Origin of the sequence: Streptomyces sp. WG5 (assembly GCF_049974565.1) — a bacterium.
In the GTDB taxonomy this organism is placed as follows: Bacteria; Actinomycetota; Actinomycetes; order Streptomycetales; family Streptomycetaceae; genus Streptomyces.
On record NZ_JBNGGC010000014.1, the window covers coordinates 1 to 17,334 of the forward strand.

General features: G+C 72.3%; 19 protein-coding genes and 1 pseudogene. 8 read left to right on the forward strand and 12 right to left on the reverse strand.

From position 1 onward, the window contains the following. A partial coding sequence (locus ACP4IX_RS16725) for a hypothetical protein (protein WP_426555968.1) occupies positions 1–304 on the reverse strand: 304 nt, incomplete at its 3' end. A 384-nt stretch (positions 305–688) separates the two neighbouring features. Here ACP4IX_RS16725 and ACP4IX_RS16730 point away from each other — a divergent pair. Next, positions 689–889 (forward strand): hypothetical protein, encoded by a 201-nt coding sequence (locus ACP4IX_RS16730; RefSeq protein WP_426555969.1) that lies wholly within the window; start codon positions 689–691, stop codon positions 887–889. A gap of 459 nt (positions 890–1,348) precedes the next feature. Here ACP4IX_RS16730 and ACP4IX_RS16735 read toward each other — a convergent pair. Both ACP4IX_RS16735 and ACP4IX_RS16740 read right to left on the reverse strand, forming a co-directional pair. Next, positions 1,349–1,471: pseudogene (locus tag ACP4IX_RS16735) on the reverse strand (IS5 family transposase); the annotation flags it as partial. A 191-nt stretch (positions 1,472–1,662) separates the two neighbouring features. Then, positions 1,663–2,628 carry a pirin family protein gene (locus ACP4IX_RS16740; protein ID WP_426555970.1) on the reverse strand — a complete coding sequence of 322 codons (966 nt, stop codon included), beginning with the start codon at positions 2,626–2,628 and terminating at the stop codon, positions 1,663–1,665. A 148-nt stretch (positions 2,629–2,776) separates the two neighbouring features. Between ACP4IX_RS16740 and ACP4IX_RS16745 the strand changes: the two genes are divergently transcribed. Beyond that, positions 2,777–3,124, forward strand: a complete 348-nt coding sequence (locus tag ACP4IX_RS16745; protein WP_426523260.1) for a tetratricopeptide repeat protein — start codon at positions 2,777–2,779, stop codon at positions 3,122–3,124. A 103-nt stretch (positions 3,125–3,227) separates the two neighbouring features. Here ACP4IX_RS16745 and ACP4IX_RS16750 read toward each other — a convergent pair whose 3' ends face one another. Then, positions 3,228–4,658 carry a PepSY-associated TM helix domain-containing protein gene (locus ACP4IX_RS16750; RefSeq protein WP_426555971.1) on the reverse strand — a complete coding sequence of 477 codons (1,431 nt, stop codon included), beginning with the start codon at positions 4,656–4,658 and terminating at the stop codon, positions 3,228–3,230. Positions 4,659–4,799: 141 nt separating this feature from the next. Here ACP4IX_RS16750 and ACP4IX_RS16755 point away from each other — a divergent pair, with 141 nt between their 5' ends. Further along, positions 4,800–5,456 (forward strand): peptide deformylase, encoded by a 657-nt coding sequence (locus tag ACP4IX_RS16755; RefSeq protein ID WP_426523262.1) that lies wholly within the window; start codon positions 4,800–4,802, stop codon positions 5,454–5,456. Between the two features lie 174 nt (positions 5,457–5,630). Here the strand turns inward: ACP4IX_RS16755 and ACP4IX_RS16760 are convergent, their stop codons facing one another. Next, positions 5,631–7,067, reverse strand: coding sequence for a dihydrolipoyl dehydrogenase family protein (locus ACP4IX_RS16760; protein ID WP_426555972.1), 1,437 nt, complete (start codon positions 7,065–7,067; stop codon positions 5,631–5,633). Between the two features lie 36 nt (positions 7,068–7,103). Between ACP4IX_RS16760 and trxA the strand changes: the two genes are divergently transcribed. After that, positions 7,104–7,586: a thioredoxin gene (gene trxA / locus ACP4IX_RS16765; RefSeq protein ID WP_426523264.1), complete on the forward strand. Its 483-nt coding sequence runs from the start codon at positions 7,104–7,106 to the stop codon at positions 7,584–7,586. 65 nt (positions 7,587–7,651) lie between these two features. Here the strand turns inward: trxA and ACP4IX_RS16770 are convergent, their stop codons facing one another. Beyond that, the gene (locus ACP4IX_RS16770; RefSeq protein WP_426555973.1) at positions 7,652–8,686 is read right to left on the reverse strand and encodes a LacI family DNA-binding transcriptional regulator; all 1,035 of its coding nucleotides are present in this window, start codon (positions 8,684–8,686) and stop codon (positions 7,652–7,654) included. A gap of 82 nt (positions 8,687–8,768) precedes the next feature. Next, on the reverse strand, positions 8,769–9,464 hold the full coding sequence (locus ACP4IX_RS16775; RefSeq protein WP_426523266.1) for a TetR/AcrR family transcriptional regulator: 696 nt from the start codon (positions 9,462–9,464) through the stop codon (positions 8,769–8,771). Between the two features lie 146 nt (positions 9,465–9,610). Between ACP4IX_RS16775 and ACP4IX_RS16780 the strand changes: the two genes are divergently transcribed. Together ACP4IX_RS16780 and ACP4IX_RS16785 are read left to right on the forward strand one after the other, a co-directional pair. Beyond that, on the forward strand, positions 9,611–10,174 hold the full coding sequence (locus tag ACP4IX_RS16780; RefSeq protein WP_426523267.1) for an NAD(P)H-dependent oxidoreductase: 564 nt from the start codon (positions 9,611–9,613) through the stop codon (positions 10,172–10,174). Between the two features lie 347 nt (positions 10,175–10,521). Next, positions 10,522–10,899 (forward strand): hypothetical protein, encoded by a 378-nt coding sequence (locus ACP4IX_RS16785; protein WP_426555974.1) that lies wholly within the window; start codon positions 10,522–10,524, stop codon positions 10,897–10,899. Positions 10,900–10,906: 7 nt separating this feature from the next. Here the strand turns inward: ACP4IX_RS16785 and ACP4IX_RS16790 are convergent, their stop codons facing one another. Continuing rightward, positions 10,907–11,884, reverse strand: coding sequence for a TerC family protein (locus tag ACP4IX_RS16790; protein WP_426523269.1), 978 nt, complete (start codon positions 11,882–11,884; stop codon positions 10,907–10,909). A gap of 151 nt (positions 11,885–12,035) precedes the next feature. On the opposite strand from ACP4IX_RS16790, the gene ACP4IX_RS16795 reads away from it, so the two are divergent. Then, positions 12,036–13,277, forward strand: coding sequence for a polysaccharide pyruvyl transferase family protein (locus ACP4IX_RS16795; protein WP_426523270.1), 1,242 nt, complete (start codon positions 12,036–12,038; stop codon positions 13,275–13,277). Between the two features lie 29 nt (positions 13,278–13,306). Beyond that, positions 13,307–14,755 carry an FAD-dependent oxidoreductase gene (locus tag ACP4IX_RS16800; RefSeq protein WP_426523271.1) on the forward strand — a complete coding sequence of 483 codons (1,449 nt, stop codon included), beginning with the start codon at positions 13,307–13,309 and terminating at the stop codon, positions 14,753–14,755. Between the two features lie 165 nt (positions 14,756–14,920). On the opposite strand, the gene ACP4IX_RS16805 is transcribed toward ACP4IX_RS16800, so the two are convergent. The 4 genes from ACP4IX_RS16805 to ACP4IX_RS16820 form a co-directional block, all read right to left on the reverse strand. Further along, a complete protein-coding gene (locus ACP4IX_RS16805) occupies positions 14,921–15,940 on the reverse strand; it encodes a sigma-70 family RNA polymerase sigma factor (protein WP_426523272.1) in 1,020 nt (339 codons plus the stop codon). Between the two features lie 36 nt (positions 15,941–15,976). Then, positions 15,977–16,321: a DUF6343 family protein gene (locus ACP4IX_RS16810; RefSeq protein WP_426555975.1), complete on the reverse strand. Its 345-nt coding sequence runs from the start codon at positions 16,319–16,321 to the stop codon at positions 15,977–15,979. Positions 16,322–16,349: 28 nt separating this feature from the next. Beyond that, complete coding sequence (locus tag ACP4IX_RS16815) at positions 16,350–16,775, reverse strand: CBS domain-containing protein (RefSeq protein ID WP_426555976.1); 426 nt, start codon at positions 16,773–16,775, stop codon at positions 16,350–16,352. Between the two features lie 86 nt (positions 16,776–16,861). Beyond that, entirely contained in the window at positions 16,862–17,296 is a 435-nt protein-coding gene (locus ACP4IX_RS16820; RefSeq protein WP_426523275.1) for a PPC domain-containing DNA-binding protein, read from the reverse strand. Positions 17,297–17,334 lie beyond the last annotated feature (38 nt).

Consider the following 17,334-nt stretch of genomic DNA (forward strand, 5'->3'; position numbering starts at 1 on the left):
GCATCGTCGCACCAGCACTGAAGATGCAGTCCGCCGGGGCACCTTCACTTCGATCCACCAAACGAGATGATCCCTTACTGGCGGCCGAGACCTCGCCGCTGGCGATCTTGGTCATCTCGGTCCGCTCGGCAGCCGAAAGGCTGACCGCGAACGGGCTCGCCAGCAGGGCGCGCGCAGCTTGCTGGGCCTCGGCCTGCTGCGTGACCGACACAGCCTGAGGTGCGGCCGCCGGTGCCTGGGATGCTTGCGCCAGGCTGGCAGCCCCGCCAAGGGCTATGGCAGTGGCGTCCGAAACGGCTGCCATGCGCAGAGTATTACGGTTCATTCGCGTTACCCCTCACGTTGCCGCAAGGGGGAGCAAGCCCACAGGAAGACCCGAACGGGCGTGGAACCGAAAGCCCCCTGGCTTCTTTCCCCCAATTACATGAAGCTTGTCGATCCCACTGGTCAAAGAAGGAACCAACGTGTTGACGTCTCAACTTTCGAGCACCCAACAACATGCACGCTATCCCCCTGTCGATCACTCGACCATGGCGTAGTTGGCCAGTGAGTGGCGAATATCAGTCACATTCCTCTATGACCTGCGTCTTTATAGGTCGAAGTGCGCCGACTTGGCTTGAACCTACATCTTCGCTGTCGCACCGGAAGTCTTTTCTCCCCTCTTCCTGCGGGGAGCCGTAGGGGGTGCATGAGCGGTAACCAGCTCACGATCAAGCTGGCGAGTGACGAGGCACTGGTTCTGTCGCACTGGCTGGAGAATCTCCAGATGACGGACCTCAGCCGTGTTGTGGACGATCCGGCGGTCTGCGCGCCGATCCATCGGATCGCCGGAACGCCGGACAAGGCGCTTCCTGAAAGAGCGTTTTATCCCGTCCGGGGTGTTTGGTGAGTCGCCCAAAGTCAGCGGATTGGGGTCGCGTCCGGAGGCGTGTGAGGGATCCGCTTGTGGAGTGCGATGTGTGTGGACGGGTGATGTGGCGGTGGCCGACGCTGCCGACTGTGCGGGACGAGGAGATCTGGTCCTGTTCTTGGTGCCACGCTTCCACCCATGCGGGTGGCGATTGGTTCGAGGTCGCGCGGCCGCCGTATTTGCCCGTGGAGATGCGCCGGGAGAGGGCCGTCGCGAATGCACTGCCCCTCGATGTCTCCCACTTCGGCATTTTCGACAGGACGCTGTGCGGAATCCAGCAAGCCGGCATGTCGCCATCCGAATACGGGCGAATACGGGTGGGTGCCGCAGCGAGGGAACGCCTGTGCGGCTTGCCAGAAAGCGGCCGGTGTCATCGATGACCGGTGGCCGCAGGCCTTGAGGGGCGAGGACGTGCGGGTCAGTGTGGCCCGGAGGCCATGAGTCCTTCCAGTTCGGAGTCGACTCCTGCGTGAGCCTGCGGCTCATCAGGTCGATCATCGCGATGCTGAACGCCATCGCGGTAGACGTATGCATCGAGCTTCGCCATAACCTGATGACGCGTCAGTAGAGTTAGCAAAGGGGCAAGTGTCCTGCCACAGCCACCCACAGATGGACACATCCTCGCCGGGCACGGCACAGCACTTCGAGCTTGCCGCACACCCAGCCACACTGCACCCGCGAGAACCCCTTCAGGGAGGACATAGGACGGCCGCCCGGCTGGCCGTCACCAGCCTGTCAGCCGTTCTCGCAGGTCAACGTGCCCTTCCGCGAGGCTTCAGCGGGACCGCCGGCAGCTTGGGGGCTGGCAACGGGGCGCCGTCGTAGCCCTGGACCTCACCGAACCGGGACCCTTCCATCCAGTCCCGGCGAGCCTGTGCGATCTCCTCCTGCGACCGTCCGATCCAGTTCCAGAACATGATCAGCTCCTCCTCGAACGGCTCGCCGCCCAGGAGCATCAGACTCGCGTCGGTGCCGGCGCGCAAGGGGAGTTCGTCGCGGCCGCAGCCGAGGTAGAGCATCGAACCCGGCACCAGCGGCACGCCGTCGACGTGGGCCTCGCCGGCCATGGACAGGACGGCGTACTCGAAGTCCCGTTCCAGCGGGAGGCGTACGTCCGTGCCGCCCGTGAGAGTCAGATCCGCGCCGACGAGGGGGGTGTACGTCGTGCCCGGTGAGGTGGTGCCGTCGAGGGTGCCGAGGAGCAGGGTGGCCGTCAGGCCGGGGGCCGTGACGAGGGGCAGGTCGGCGTGGAACTCGAAGTGCGGGTCGGTGTGGCGGTGGGCGTCCGGGAGGGCCACCCACAGTTGCGCGCCGTGCAGATGACGGGCGTGCGAGCGCGGGCTCTCCTCGGAGTGGCTGATCGCCCGGCCGGAGGTCATCAGGCCCAGCTGGCGCGGGCGGATGGTCTGCAGGCTGCCGGTGGAGTCGCGGTGCAGTACCTCGCCCTCGTGCAGCCAGCTGACCGTCTGCAGGCCCATGTGCGGATGCGGCGGCACCTGCATGCCGGGCTCGTCGGCGATGTCGTCGGGACCGTAGTGATCGACGAAACACCAGGCTCCGACCATGCGCCGGCCCAGGTTGGGCAGCAGCCGGCGGACCTCGGTGGACTCGCCGAGCCTGACGTGGCGAGGGCTGAGGAGTTCCCGCACGGGCTCCGCCACCACGAAGCCGCGGCCGCCGCACAGGCTGGGAACCGCCTCACGATCAAGATTGCTCATGCTGTCCAACCTAGCCCCGGACGGCCCCGCCGCGTCAGACCGTCCTCCGGCCGTCACCGTGGCCGGACCGCACGCCGTCGTCCAGGTTACGCGCGGTTGTGGAATGCTCCACCCTGTCGCGCGGTTGAGTACGCCGAAGGAGGTCCCAGTGGACACGACGTACTACGACCACGGATCACCGACGGAGCGCTGGGAGCGCGCGCGGCTGTTCTTCGACGCCAAGGACTACGCGGCCGCGGCACGTGTCCTGAGCGGGCTGGTCGGGGAGGTGCCCGAGCAGACCGGACCCCGGCTGCTGCTGGCGCGCGCCTACTACCACTCGGCCCAACTGCGGCGTGCGGAGGCGGAGCTGCGGGTCGTCGTCGAGCGCGATCCCGTCGAGCAGTACGCCCGGCTGATGCTGGGACGCACGCTCGAACGGCAGGGGCGGCAGGAGGAGGCCGACGCGCAGCTGCGGATCGCCGCTGCCCTGGCGGGGGACTTCGCCGGCCGCTGAGCGGCGGTGCCCACGGCGGAGCGGTGAGTGCGGTGCCGTACTCACCGCTCCGCCGTCAGGGCTCACCGCTGCGCCGTTACGACTCGGCACTCGGCGCAGCCGCTCACCGTTTCGGCGTCGCACCGCTCGCGTACGTCCGACGGCCCCGGCGGTGAGCGATCTCGCCGAGCATGACGTCGAGCGCGACGAACGCGGCCAGCGGTATGCCCAGCAGTGGCACGAAGTAGCCGAGGACGGCGACCGCCGCCAGCAGGGGGACGAGGAGCAGGGGCGGCACCTGCTGCCACGCGCCGCGCGGGATCGGGCGGCCGAACGCGGAACCCCTGCCTCGCTGCCACCACATGCGGTAGCCCCAGAGGATGAGCAGGATCAGTGAGGCCGCCAGCAGCATCAGGGCGATCTGGTTGGGCAGGCCGAACAGGCTGCCGGTGTGCAGGTCGATGCCCCAGCGGCTGAGCTTGGCGAGCACCGGGTAGTCGGCGAAGCGGAGCACGTCGGTCACTTCTCCCGTCGCCGGGTCCACGGCGACCGAGTCCTGCTTCTCGGGCCAGCTCCGCTGCACCTGCTTGACGACGTAGGCGGAGGACGCGTCCGCGGGCGGGACGATCTCCACGGGGTCGCCCAGGCCCTCGGCGCGCGCGGCGGCCAGGACCTTGTCGAGGCCGACCCCGTGACCGGCGTCCCCGCCGGCGCCCGCCGCCGCGCCGTGGCCCGCGTGCTCGCCGCCCGACGCGCCCGACGCCGAGGCCGAGACGGACGGGGTGGTCTGGCCGAGCGAGACACGCAGGTCCTCGATGTTCGCTCCGGCGTACGTCGACCAGGTCAGGCCGGTGGCCGAGAGGAACACGAACCCGGCCGCGGCCCAGGCACCGACCGTGCCGTGCAGGCCCAGGGTGCGGCGCCGGCCGCTGGTGCCGCGCAGTTTGCGCCTCGCCCTGCGGCGGGAGAACCACAGCACCAGGCCGCCGCCCGCGATCACCCACAGCCAGCTGGCGGCGAACTCGCTGTACAGGCGGCCCGGTTCGCCGAGGTGCAGGTCGCGGTGGAACTCGTCGATCCAGGTGCGCAGCGGCAGCGCGCCGGTCGAGCCGTACTGTTCGAGGGCGCCGCGCACCTTCGCGGTGTACGGGTCGACGAAGACCGCCAGGGTGTGGTCCGCGTCGACGCCCTCGACACCGGACAGCAGCACCCTGGTGGTGGCGTCCGCCTCGGGCGAGGGGCGTACGGCCGACACCGTCCCCTCGGGGTGGGCCTGCCGGGCGGCGGCGACCTGCTCGGAGACCGGCAGCTTGCTCTCGCCCACGTCGGGGACGGTCAGTTCGTGCGCGTAGACCATCTTCTCGGCCTGGAAGGAGGCGGCGTAGAGGAAGCCGGTGGCCGCCGCGATCAGCAGGAAGGGGGCCACGAACAGCCCGGCGTAGAAGTGCAGGCGCAGGACGAGCGGGCGCAGCGTGGACCATCTGCCGGGTGGGGGCGGTGGCGGGGCCGCCGGTCCTGGGGGCTCGTGCGTGGGGGTCGCGGAGGTGGTGGTCATCGGTGGGCGCTCCGGGGACGTCGTGGGGGCGGGGTGCTCCCAGTGGTCGGGGCCGGAACGCCCCGGGTTCCCCGACCTTTTGGTGGCGTACGTCACATCGGAGGTCTCGGTGGTCGCCGTACGCCGTGGCATCCTGGCGCGATGGGAACTCCGAGTGATCGTGCGTCCTGTGCCGAGCGGGTCGGGGAACTGCTCGCCGTCGGCGGCCCGTTGCCGATCGTCGCGGCCGGCGATCCGGTGCTGCGGCGCGTGGCCGAGCCCTTCGACGGGCAGTTGGAGCCGTCGCTGCTGGCACGGTTCGTCGAGGCGCTGCGCCTCACCATGCACGCGGCGCCGGGCGTCGGCCTGGCCGCGCCGCAGGTGGGTGTCGGGCTCCGGATCGCGGTCATCGAGGACCCGGCGCCGGTACCTGACGAGGTACGGGTGGTCCGGGGACGGGTGCCGCAGCCGTTCCGGGTGCTGGTGAATCCGTCGTACGAGCCCGTCGGCGCCGCGCGCGCCGCGTTCTTCGAGGGCTGTCTGAGCGTGCCGGGCTGGCAGGCGGTGGTGGCTCGGCACGCCGAGGTGCGGCTGCTGGCGCGGGACGAGCACGGGCGTGCGGTGGACGAGGTGTTCTCGGGCTGGCCGGCCCGGATCGTGCAGCACGAGACGGATCATCTCGACGGCACGCTGTATCTGGACCGGGCCGAGCCGCGGTCGCTGTCGTCGGACCGGGCGATGGCCGAGCGGTGGGGGCAGGCGACGCCGGAACGGGCGGCGGCGGAGTTGGGGTTCGGGCTGCCCGGCCCGGCGGTCTGACCGGCCGCCGGTGCGGCACGGGCGGGCGGTGCGCACCCGCGGTCGCGGGGTGCCGCTGCACCCGCCCGTGCCGCACCGGGAGTGCCTGCCGGGGGTGTGCGGGCACCGAGGGGCGAGACACGACTGCCCCTCGGCCGGCGCGCCGGGGCGGCTGCCCTCAGCCGTGCGAGGGGGTCACTGGTCCCGGTACGCCTCCAGCAGCCGCAGCCACACCTCGCTGATCGTCGGGTAGGACGGGACCGCGTGCCACAGGCGGCTGAGCGGAACCCGGCCGACGACGGCGACGGTCGCGGAGTGGATCATCTCGCCGACGCCGGGGCCGACGAAGGTGACGCCGCGGAGGATCTCGTCCTCCAGGTCGACGACCATGCGGGCGCGCCCCTTGTAGCCGTCGCCGTACAGGCTCGCGCCGGCCACCGTGGCGAGGTCCACGTCGACGGCGCGGACGCGGTGGCCCGCCTGCTCGGCCTCGGCAAGGGTCAGGCCGACGGACGCCGCCTCGGGGTCGGTGAACACCACCTGGGGGACGGCGTCGTGGTCGGCGGTCGCGGCGTGCGCGCCCCACGGGCCGCAGTCCAGGTCCGCTGCGCCGAAGACGCGGGCGGCGATGGCGGCGCCCGCGATGCGGGCCTGGTACTTCCCCTGGTGGGTGAGCAGGGCGCGGTGGTTGACGTCGCCGACGGCGTAGAGCCAGTCGTGGCCCGCCACCCGGAGGCTGTCGTCGACCCGGAGCCAGGAGCCCGGCTCCAGTCCCACGGTCTCCAGACCGATGTCGTCGGTGCGCGGGACGCGGCCGGTGGCGAAGAGGATCTCGTCGGCCTCGACGCGGTCGCCGGTGTCGGTGACCACGACGACGGTGCCGCCCTCCCGGGTGACGGACTCGACGGACGTGCCGGTGCGGATGTCGGCGCCGGCCTCGGTGAGCGCCTCGGCGACCAGTTCGCCGGCGAACGGCTCCATGCGGGCGAGGAGGCCGCCGTCGCCGCGCACCAGGAGCGTCACCCGGGAGCCGAGGGCCTGCCAGGCGGTGGCCATCTCCACGGCGACGACTCCGCCGCCGACCACGATCAGCCGGCCGGGCACACTCTCGGCGCTGGTGGCCTCGCGGCTGGTCCAGGGGCGTACCTCGGCGAGCCCGGGCAGGGCGGGCAGGGCGGCGGCGCTGCCGGTGCAGACGGCGACGGCGTGCCGGGCGGTCAGTACCCGGCGCGTGCCGTCGGGGGCGGTCACCTCGACCGTGCGCGGACCGGCGAGGCGTCCCTGTCCGCGGTGGAGGTCGGCGCCGATGCCCTTCACCCACTGGACCTGGCCGTCGTCCTTCCAGTGGGAGGTGTACTCGTCCCGGCGGGCGAGGACCGCCGCCGCGTCGAGGGGGTCCCGCACCGACCGGCTCAGGCCCGGCAGGCGGCGGGCGTCCGCGCGGGCGAGGACCGGGCGCAGCAGGGCCTTGCTGGGCATGCACGCCCAGTAGGAGCATTCGCCGCCGACCAGTTCGCTCTCCACGATCGCGGTGGACAGCCCGGCCGCGCGGGTACGGTCGGCGACGTTCTCCCCCACGGGGCCCGCGCCGATCACGACGACGTCGTACGCGATGGAATCCGTTTGCGTCATGGGGCCAGTCTGGTGGGTGGTGTGCGGCGTGGCCACATGGGTACGTGCGCGGAATACGCAGCAGGTCGGCAGTGTTGTGCCGACGGCTCACGCCCCCGAACCCAGGAAGAGGGATCACGCATGACCAGCACCGTGGAGCTCACCAAGGAGAACTTCGACCAGACGGTCACGGACAACGAGTTCGTCCTGATCGATTTCTGGGCGTCGTGGTGCGGTCCGTGCCGTCAGTTCGCCCCGGTCTACGAGAAGGCGGCCGAGGCCAACCCCGACCTCGTGTTCGGCAAGGTGGACACCGAGGCGCAGCCCGAGCTGGCCCAGGCCTTCGGCATCCAGTCGATTCCGACGCTGATGATCGTCCGGGACCAGGTGGCCGTGTTCGCGCAGCCGGGCGCGCTGCCCGAGGAGGCGCTGACGGACGTCATCGGGCAGGCCCGGAGGCTGGACATGGACGAGGTTCGCAAGTCGGTCGCCGAGCAGCAGGCGCAGGCCGGGGGCCAGGCTGCGCAGGACGGCCAGTAGGCACCGCGCAGGACGGCCAGTAGGCGGTGGCCAGTAGGCGGTCCTGCCTCCGGCCGACCCGACCGTCAGCTCGACTCCCGGTGCACCACCGCCGCGCCCAGCACCTTGTGCCGCTCGGGCGCGGCGCCGGGGTCGCGGACCGCTCGGTCGACCAGGGCGGCCAGGTCGCGGCCGGCGGGCAGTTCCAGGTGGACGGTGCTGAGCCGGGGCCGCAGCAGGCGTCCCAGCATCAGGTCGTCGGCGCCGATCACCGCGGCGTCGCCGGGGATGCCGAGACCCTCGTCCTGCAGCGCCCGCATCAGCAGCATCGCGTACTCGTCGTTGTACGCGTACACGGCGTCGAGACCGAGGGCTTCCCAGCGGGCGGCCAGCCGGGCGGCGTCCTGCTCCTGGTAGGCGAGGCGGAGTTCGGTGACGGTGGCGTCGGTGTCGCGCACGGCGCGGCGGGCGCCGGTCAGACGCGGCGCGGAGAAGACCTCGAGCCCGTCCTCCGCGGGCACGACGACGCCGATACCGCGGCGTCCGCGTTCGTAGAGGTGACGGACCGCGCGGTGACCGACGATCTCGTGGTCCATGAGCAGTGCGTGCGCTCCCTCGACGGCCTCGGGGCCGAGGGTGACGACCGCCCGGGCGCCCGAACGCTTGAGGACCTCCACGCCACGCGGGCCGAGACCCGGTCCGGGAACGAGGACGGCGACCGGGCGTAACTCGGCCCAGGCGCGGGCGGCCTCGTCGTCGTACGGGCCGACGGTGCCGTACTGGACGACGGTGTAGTCGAGGCGGCCGAGGGCCTGCTGGAGTTCGTCGAGGAACCGGCGGTAGAGCGGGCCGGCGGGGAAGGACGGCGCGGGCATCAGGACCGTACGGCTGTGCCCGGCGCGCAGGGAGCGGGCCGCCGCGTGCGGGACGTATCCGAGCTCCCTGGCGGCCTCGTGGACACGGCGGCGGGTGGGCTCGCTGATCCGGACGGCACTGGTGTTGTTGAGGACGTAGGAGACGGTCGCGCGCGAGACGCCGGCCAGGCGGGCCACATCGGCGCTCGTGGGAACGGAGCGCGGTGCGAGGGACTCGGGGGCGGGCGGTTTCGGTATCTGCACCATGACGTACGGCATCCTGGCAGAAGGCCGGCGGGGGGCGGCGGGCGGGGGAACGTCGTCCGGACCGGACGAGAACGACGAGAACTCAGCCCGTGGGCACGGTGGTCGCGGGCTCGGCCGGGGTGTCGGTGCGGGTCACCCGTGCGACCAGGTCCAGCCAGCCCGCCTGGAGCCGCGCCGGGGGCACTCCGCACTGTTCGGTGAGGTGGTGGACCAGGGCGGCGTCGAGATACGCCAGCAGCGTGTGGGAGAGGAGTTCGCTGTCACCGTCCGGGACCGCCTGCCGCAGCAGCAGGGCGACGTGGCCGCGCAGGAAGCGGCGCGGCGCGGAGGTGTACCGGCGTTCCGCGCTCGGTTCGGCGGCCAGTTGCAGCTCCAGTTCGTCGATGGAGCGGCGCAGCATCGCGCAGCCGAAGGCGCGCAGCCGCTCGACGGGCGGCGCCCCCGGGCCCAGGGGCGGCGGGCCGCCGAGGAGCGCGGCCTGGAACTTCTTCTCGGAGTGGTCGAGGAGCGCCATGAGCAGGCCGGTGCGGTCGCCGAAGCGGCGGAAGACCGTGCCCTTGCCCACCGAGGCCGCCGCGGCCACCGCCTCCATCGTGACGCCGGCCGCGCCGTGCTCGGCGACCAGCCGGGCGGCGGCCTCCAGCAGCCGGGCCCGGTTGCGCGCGGCGTCGGCGCGCAGGCACGGCTCGTCCTCCTCGGTCCCCGTGCCGAGCTGCAGCAGTTCGGCTGGACCGGCGGTCTCCTGGGGCTTCGGGAAGGGGGGCAGGGCGGCGGACATGAAGCCAGCGTAAGGCATCGGGAAGAAAACTGGACCGCGGTCCGTTTGGGATGTTAGAAATTAAACGGACCTCGGTCCGGATCCTTTACGGCAGTGTTTCAGCAGCGTCTGTCCCGTCAGCGTCTGCTCCGTCCTTGGGAGTACTCATGTCTGTCCGCATCCTTGCGCTCGTCGGCAGCCTTCGCGCCGGTTCGCACAACCGCCAGCTGGCCGAGGCCGCCGCCAAGTACGCGCCGGAGGGCGCCGAGGTGCAGCTGTTCGAAGGGCTGGCCGAGATTCCCTTCTACAACGAGGACATCGACGTCGAGGGCAGCGTCCCGGCCGCCGCCGTGAAGCTGCGCGAGGCCGCGCAGGCCTCCGACGCCTTCCTGTTCTTCTCGCCGGAGTACAACGGCACCATGCCGGCCGTCCTCAAGAACGCCATCGACTGGCTGTCCCGTCCGTTCGGCGCGGGCGCCTTCGCCGGCAAGCCGGCCGCCGTGGTGGGCACCGCCTTCGGCCAGTACGGCGGCGTGTGGGCGCAGGACGACACCCGCAAGGCCGTCGGCATCGCCGGCGGCAAGGTGATCGAGGACCTCAAGCTGTCCATCCCCGGTTCGGTGACTCGTTTCGCCGAGACCCACCCGGCCGACGACGCCGAGGTCGCCGCCCAGCTGACCGAGGTCGTCGCCCGGCTGCACGGCCACGCCGACGAGGCCGTCGCCGCCTGACGCCCGCCTGCGCCGCGTACGGGACCGGAGCTCCGCCGAGCTCCGGTCCCGTACGTGTGTCGCTGCACGCGGCCGGCGTGAGCCGGGGCCCGCGGTCCCGCGGCTCAGAGGCTGTGCGGCTCCGCGGCTCTGAGGGCAGGCCGTCGGAGGGACGGCGGGTCGCCGGAGGGGCGCCGGGCCCGCCGCCTCGAGACGGCACCCCCCGGGCGCCGGCGCCCGGGTCTCGCGGTGCCGTGCGGACCTCGACGCCCCCGGACAGACCCTCACACCTGTGAGGTTCACGGGGGAGCCGTCGTGCCCTTGACTGGTCGCGCAACCGGAAGACGCACGACCTCACGGGGGTACGTATGAAGCGCGGGAAGAACGTCGTCATGGCCGGGATGGCCGCCACGGTCTCGGTGCTGGCCCTCACGGCGGCCGGCTCCGCCGTTCCGGCGCAGGCCACGCCGCCCGGCACGGCCGCCGCCACGGCAGCGACAGTGGCAGCGGCAGCCGGTGTCGACTGCGAGGGCTGGGTGCACAACAACAACCCGGACCACGGCATCGTCGGCTGCAGCAACCACACCGACCGCACCGTCACCTTCCGCGCCGAGATCGTCTGCGGCCGGGCACCCGACGTCTCGGGCCAGTGGGTGACGCTGGCCCCCGGGCGGTACGGCGAGTCCTCGGGCGTCTGCGCGATCTACAGCTCGGGGGTCGGCAGCGTGGGCTGGACCATCCAGTAGGCCTCCGTCAGGCGTCGCGATCCCGCTCCTCCTCCTGTTCCCGCTCCGGTCTCCTCGCGGCCCACAGGCTCGTCGCCGTGGTGACCGCGAGGACGAGCACGATGAAGCCGAGCGAGAAGGGGATACCGATCTCGGGGACGTGGACCCCGGACTCGTGCAGGGCGTGCAGGATCAGTTTGACGCCGATGAAGCCCAGGATGACCGACAGGCCGTAGGAGAGGTGCACCAGCTTCTTCAGCAGGCCACCGATGAGGAAGTACAGCTGGCGCAGACCCATCAGGGCGAACGCGTTGGCCGTGAACACGATGTACGGGTCCTGGGTCAGGCCGTAGATGGCCGGGATGGAGTCGAGGGCGAACAGGACGTCGGTGGAGCCGATCGCGAGCATCACGACCAGCATCGGCGTCATGACCCGCTTGCCGTTCTCCTCGATCCACAACGTCGTGCCGTGGTAGCGGTCGGCCACCCCGAAGCGGCGTTCGACCGTCCTCAGCAGCTTGTTCTCCTCGTACTCCTCGTCGTGCCCGCCCTTGCGGGCGTCCTGGATGAGCTTCCAGGCGGTCCAGATCAAGAAGGCGCCGAAGAGGTAGAACACCCAGGAGAAGGCGGAGATGATCGCCGCGCCGGCCGCGATGAACGCGGCGCGCAGCACCAGGGCCACGATGACGCCGACCATCAGTACCCGCTGCTGGTACTGCGAGGGCACCGCGAACTTCGCCATGATCAGGACGAACACGAACAGGTTGTCGACGCTCAGCGACTTCTCGGTGATGTAGCCGGCGAAGAACTCGCCGGCGGGCCCGCCCCCGGCGAACACCGCCAGCCCCACACCGAACAAGCAGGCCAGAACCACCCAGACGGCCGTCCAGATCCCGGCTTCCCTGATCGACACGTCGTGCGGCTTCCGGCCGATGAAGAAGTCGGCGGCCACGAGGACGCACAGGCCCGCGACGGACAGCAGCCAGACCGTGAGTGAGACGTCCACTGGTGCTCCTGATACGGGTGAGGGGGCGGCCCGCGTACGGGTTTCCCGGCCAGCGTGTTTCCGTAATGCGGTGCAGGCAACCCGGCACCGTGCGCGGTCTGCGCACCGAGGCCGGCGGGCCGGCCGACCCCGACGTGACGGGAGCCCCTGCATGACCACTGCCCCCTTGCTTCCGCCCCCCGCCCGGCCGCGCCCGCGCATCGGCGTGCTCGGTTCCTACGGCGGCTTCAACATCGGCGACGAGGCGATCCTGACCTGCGTCCTGAGCTGTCTGCGCGCCCAGCGGCCCGACGCGCACCTGATCGTCCTGAGCCGGAACGCGGAGCACACCCGCACCCATCACCCCGACGCCGACGAAGTGGTGCCCTGGGAGGGCGTCAGCCGCAACCACGTCCTCGACGTACTGCCCGGCCTGGACCTCCTGGTGCTGGGCGGCGGCGGCATCCTCTACGACGGTGAGGCGCGGCGCTATCTGCGACTGGTGCGCGCCGCGCAGACCCGCGACGTGCCGACCTTCGCCTACGCCGTCGGTGCGGGGCCGCTGACGGACGCCGAGGACCGGGACGCGGTGCGCACCGTGCTGGCGGACATGGACGACGTCGTGGTGCGGGACGAGGAGTCCCGGCTGGTCCTGGAGGAGGTCGGTCTGGAACGCGAGGTCGCGGTCACCGCCGACCCGGCCCTGCTGCTGGGACCCGAGCCCTTCACCGAGGCCATGATGCGCGACGAGGGCATCCCCTCCGGTGCCCGGCTGGTGGGCATGTCGGTGCGCGAACCGGGCCGGGCCGCCGAGAAACTCGACGAGGGCGACTACCACGCGCTGCTCGCCGACGTCGCGGACTTCCTCGTGCGGCGGCTGGACGCGCACGTGGTGTTCCTGCCGATGGAGCGGCACGACGTACGGCACGCGCACGCCGTGCTGTCCCACATGACCGCGCCGGACAAGGGCCGGATCCTGCACGGCGACTACAGCCCGGGGCAGGTCCTCGGCTTCATGCGCCATCTGGACGTGGCCGTCGGCATGCGACTGCACTTCGTGATCTTCGCGGCGCTCACCGGCGTGCCGGTGCTGCCGCTGCCCTACTCCGGCAAGGTCTTCGACTTCGCCCGCCGGCTGGGCGCCCCGGCCCTGGTGGGCGTGGCACGGGAGCAGGCCGGCCTGCTGCTGGCGGAGGTCGACCGGATGTGGGACGAGTACCCGCGGCGCCGGGAGGACCTCCGGTCCCGGATGCGGGAGCTGTCCGCCGCGGCCCGGGAGACCTGCGTGCGCTGCGGCTCGCTGCTCGACGCGATCGGCGAGGTGAACGCGGCCGGCGAGGCGGGCGACGGGGCGCAGGCGGCGGGGCCGGGCCCGGAGCCGTGCGTCTCCGAGCCCCGCCCGTTGCACGCGTGACGGCCGACGCCTGACCTCCGAGGAGAGCGATGCCGATCCTGGAAGAACCCCGCGAACCCCGCACGGTCACCCTGCCCCCGCGGCCCGCCCGGCACGGGGGCCGGTGCGACGTGCTGGTGGTGGGCGGCGGTCCCGCCGGGTTCGCCGCCGCCGTGGGCGCGGCCGACGCCGGGGCCGACGTCGTCCTGGTGGAGCGGTACGGATTCCTCGGTGGCAACGCGACCGTGGCGCTGGTGATGCCGCTGATGTCGTTCCACAACGAGCACAAGCAGGCCGCGTTCACCGAGTCCGGGGACACCTCGCGGCTGCTGCCCACCGACCACGGCGAGGGCGAGCCGGTGGTCGCGGGCGTGCTCTGGCAGCTGCTCGACCGGCTCATGGGGCGCGGCGGCTGTCTGCCGCCCTCCCCGAAGACCGGGTACACGGTCCCCTTCGACCCGGAGCTGTTCAAGCTCTCCCTGCTCGAGATGATGGACGAGTCGGGGGTGCGGATGCTGTTCCACTCCTTCGCCTCCGGCGCGCTGCCCCTCGACGACGGCTCCGGGTGGCGGGTGGTGTTCGAGACGAAGTCGGGACCCGTGGTCATCGACGCCGGGGTGGTCGTGGACGGCACGGGCGACGGCGACGTGGCGACGTCCTGCGGGGCACCGTACGAGATCGGCCGGCCCGAGGACGGGCTGGTGCAGCCCATGACGCTGATGTTCCGCGTCGCGGACTTCGCGCGGCCGGACTTCGCCGACTACGTACGCGCGCACCCCGACCAGTGGCGTGGCGTACACGGGCTGTGGGACCTCATCGAGGAGGCCAGGGCGAACGGCGAGCTCCGGCTGCCGCGCGAGGACATCCTCTTCTTCGCGACCCCGCACCCGCGCGAGATCGCCGTCAACAGCACCCGGGTCAACCGCGTGCTCGGCACCAGCGTGTGGGACCTGACCCGCGCCGAGTACACGGCCCGCCGCCAGCTCTCCCAGATCGACCGCTTCCTGCGCACCCGCGTGCCCGGTTTCGAGGAGTCGTACGTCGTGCAGAGCGGCACGCACATCGGCGTACGGGAGAGCCGGCGCGTACTCGGCGACTACCAGCTGACCGGCCACGACATCCTGGCCGCACGCACCTTCCCGGACGTGGTCGCGCACGGCGCCTACCCGGTCGACATCCACAACCCGCGCGGCTCCGGCACCGTCCTCAAACGGGTGCCGCGGGGCAGCTTCTACGACATCCCGCTGCGCTGCCTGGTGCCACGGGGCACCGAGCGGCTGCTGGTGGCCGGACGCTGCATCTCCGGGACGCATGTGGCGCACTCGTCGTACCGGGTGATGCCCATCGCCATGGCGACCGGCCAGGCGGCCGGGGTGTGCGCGGCGCTCACGGTCCGGCACGGGCGCGGTCCGCGCGGCCTGCCCTACCGGCTGGTCCAGCACGAGCTGTTGCGGCAGGGGGCCCGGCTGCGGACCGGCCCCACGGCTGCGGACGGGTGACACCCCTGCGGGACGGATGAGTCCTGACGGGATGGGCTGGTGCCCCCTGCTGGACGGGACGGACAGGTGAGGCCCGCGACCCTTGCGGGACAGGCCGGAGACCGGGCGTACGTACGAGTGGGGCCCGCGACCCTTGCGGGACGGACGAGCCCCGGGGTCAGCCGGTCAGCTCGCCCAGTCCAGCAGGCGGTCCCGGGTCTCGGGGGCGCGCAGGTGGTCGAGGGAGGCCTTCTCCAGCTGGCGGACGCGTTCCCGGGTCAGGCCCACGTGCTGGGCCACCTGCTGCAGGGTGCGGGCGCGGCCGTCGTGCAGACCGTAGCGCAGGCTGAGGATCAGGGCCTCCCGGGGCGCGAGGGTGCCGACGGCCTCCCGCAGCTCCGCCGCGAGAGCCTGGAACTCGGCGACCTCGGGGGCCTGGAGCACCTCGGTGTCGGGGATGAGGTCGCCGACGACGGTCTCACCCGCCTCGTCCACCGGGGTGTCCAGGCTGACGGCGTCCCGTCCGACGCGGCGCAGCCAGACGACCTTGTCGCCGTCAATGCCGCTCTCGGCGGCCACCTCCTCGGCGGTCGGCTCGCGGTCGAGGCTCCCGCGAAGCCGCCGCTCGACCTTGGCGAGCTTCTGCAACTGCTCCACGACGTGCACCGGCAGCCGAACCGTGCGCGCGTGGGTCGCCAGGCCTCGCTCGATGGCCTGGCGGATCCACCAGGTGGCGTACGTGGAGAACTTGAAGCCCTTGGTGTGGTCGAACTTCTCCACGGCCCGGATGAGTCCGAGGTTGCCCTCCTGGATCACGTCCAGGAGGGGCAGCCCGCGGTGGGCGTGCCGCTTGGCCATCGACACCACGAGCCGCAGGTTGGCCCGCACCATGTGGTCCTTGGCCGCCTGGCCGTCGTGGACGGCCTCCTCCAGCGCACGGCGCCTGTCGGGCGTCGGCGCGGGCTCGCCGGTGTCGGCCGACTCGAGCTCCTCCATGGCCCGGACCCCGGCCTCGATGCGCCGGGCCAGGCTCACCTCGTCCTCGGCCGTCAGCAGCGGGGTGGCGCCGATCTGGGCCAGGTACTGGCCGAGCAGGTCGGGTTCCTCGTCGGGTTCGGGTATCCGGTTGCGCAGCCGCGCGGTGCGGGTGGCGGCGCGCCGGTCCTCCCGGGCGCCTGCCGCCGTGGTCCGTGCCGGGGGAGCCATGTCGCTTCCTCCGTCCCCTTCTTCGGGTTCTCGGGGTCAGTGCGGTACGGGGGTCCCGCGTCCGCGCCGCAACCGGCCGGTCACGACCACCAGGCCGGCCGCCGCCAGCAGTGCGAACGCCGCGCACACGACGGCGAGGACCACCAGGCTGCCCCGTCCGGGGCTGTCGCCGGAGCCGGTGTCCGCGGCCCACACGCCGAAGAACGCGGCTCCGGCGACGAACAGCGGCAGGAAGAGGGCCGACAACAGCAGCCGCAGCCGCAGCGGGCTCTGTGCGGTGACCGGTTCGGTGCCGGTGCGCGGGAAGCGGCGGCCGGTCGCGCCGGGCCGCGCGCGAGGGTCGGGTTCCGCGGCCCTTCGGGGCCGGCGTCGGTCGCTCATGCCGTTCCCTCCGTGCGGGTTCGGGGCGTCAGTGGTCGGGTGGGGCCTCGCTGATGTCCGCCAGGGCCGAGTGCGGGTCGTCGGTGGCGGCCAGGTCACCGAGGGTGACCACGCCGACCGGGACGCCGCCGTGCTCGACGACCGGCAGCCGCCGCACGGCGTGGCGTCGCATCAGCTCGGCCGCGTAGTCGGTGGTGTCGTCCGGTTCGAGGGTGACGACGGGCGGGGGCGTGCAGACCGAACCGACCGTGGTGTCGTCGGGGTCGCGGCCGTCGGCGACGCCGCGGAGCACGATGTCGCGGTCGGTGAGTACACCGAACAGGTCCCGGTCGTAGGTCACCAGGACGTCGCCGATGTCCTCCTCGCGCATCAGCCGGGCCGCCCGCGCCACCGTGGTCATGGGCTCGACGGCCACCACGGCGGGTGACATCACGTCTCGGATGCGCCGTGTCATGGTCGCGCCTCCCGGGGTGGGTGCGGAGTTCCGTGCGGGCCGCGTAGCCCGCGGCCGGGCCGGCAAACCGCTCCGCTGCGGCCGGCTCAGCCCAGGTCGATCAGGGCCAGGCCGATGTCGGGGCGGTGGGTCTTGGCCAGTTCGGCCGGGCTGTCCCGCACGACGACCTCCAGTGTCGGCCAGACCCGCCCGGACAGCAGGTGGCCACCGCGGGTCGAGCCGTCGGACAGTCCCAGTACGGCGTGCAGGTGCGGGGCCGGTCCGTCGTCGGCGACGGCGATGTCCCCGATCAGGGACAGCACCTCGCACTGCTCCCCCACCGGAATGCGCCGGTAGTCCCCGGCCTGCCGGTCGAACCAGCCGACGACCGCCTCCGAGAAGGCGCCCACGGCCGTCACCTGGGACGCCCCGAGCGACCGGTCGCGGGCGAAGGCGGTGACCTCGGCGAGCGCGTCCTCGCCGGGGTCGAGGACCACCACGTACACCGCGGACGGCCCGTCCTGCACCTGTCGCCACTTCATGCCCGGTCGGGTACCCGGCGCGGGTCGGGGCAACCCTC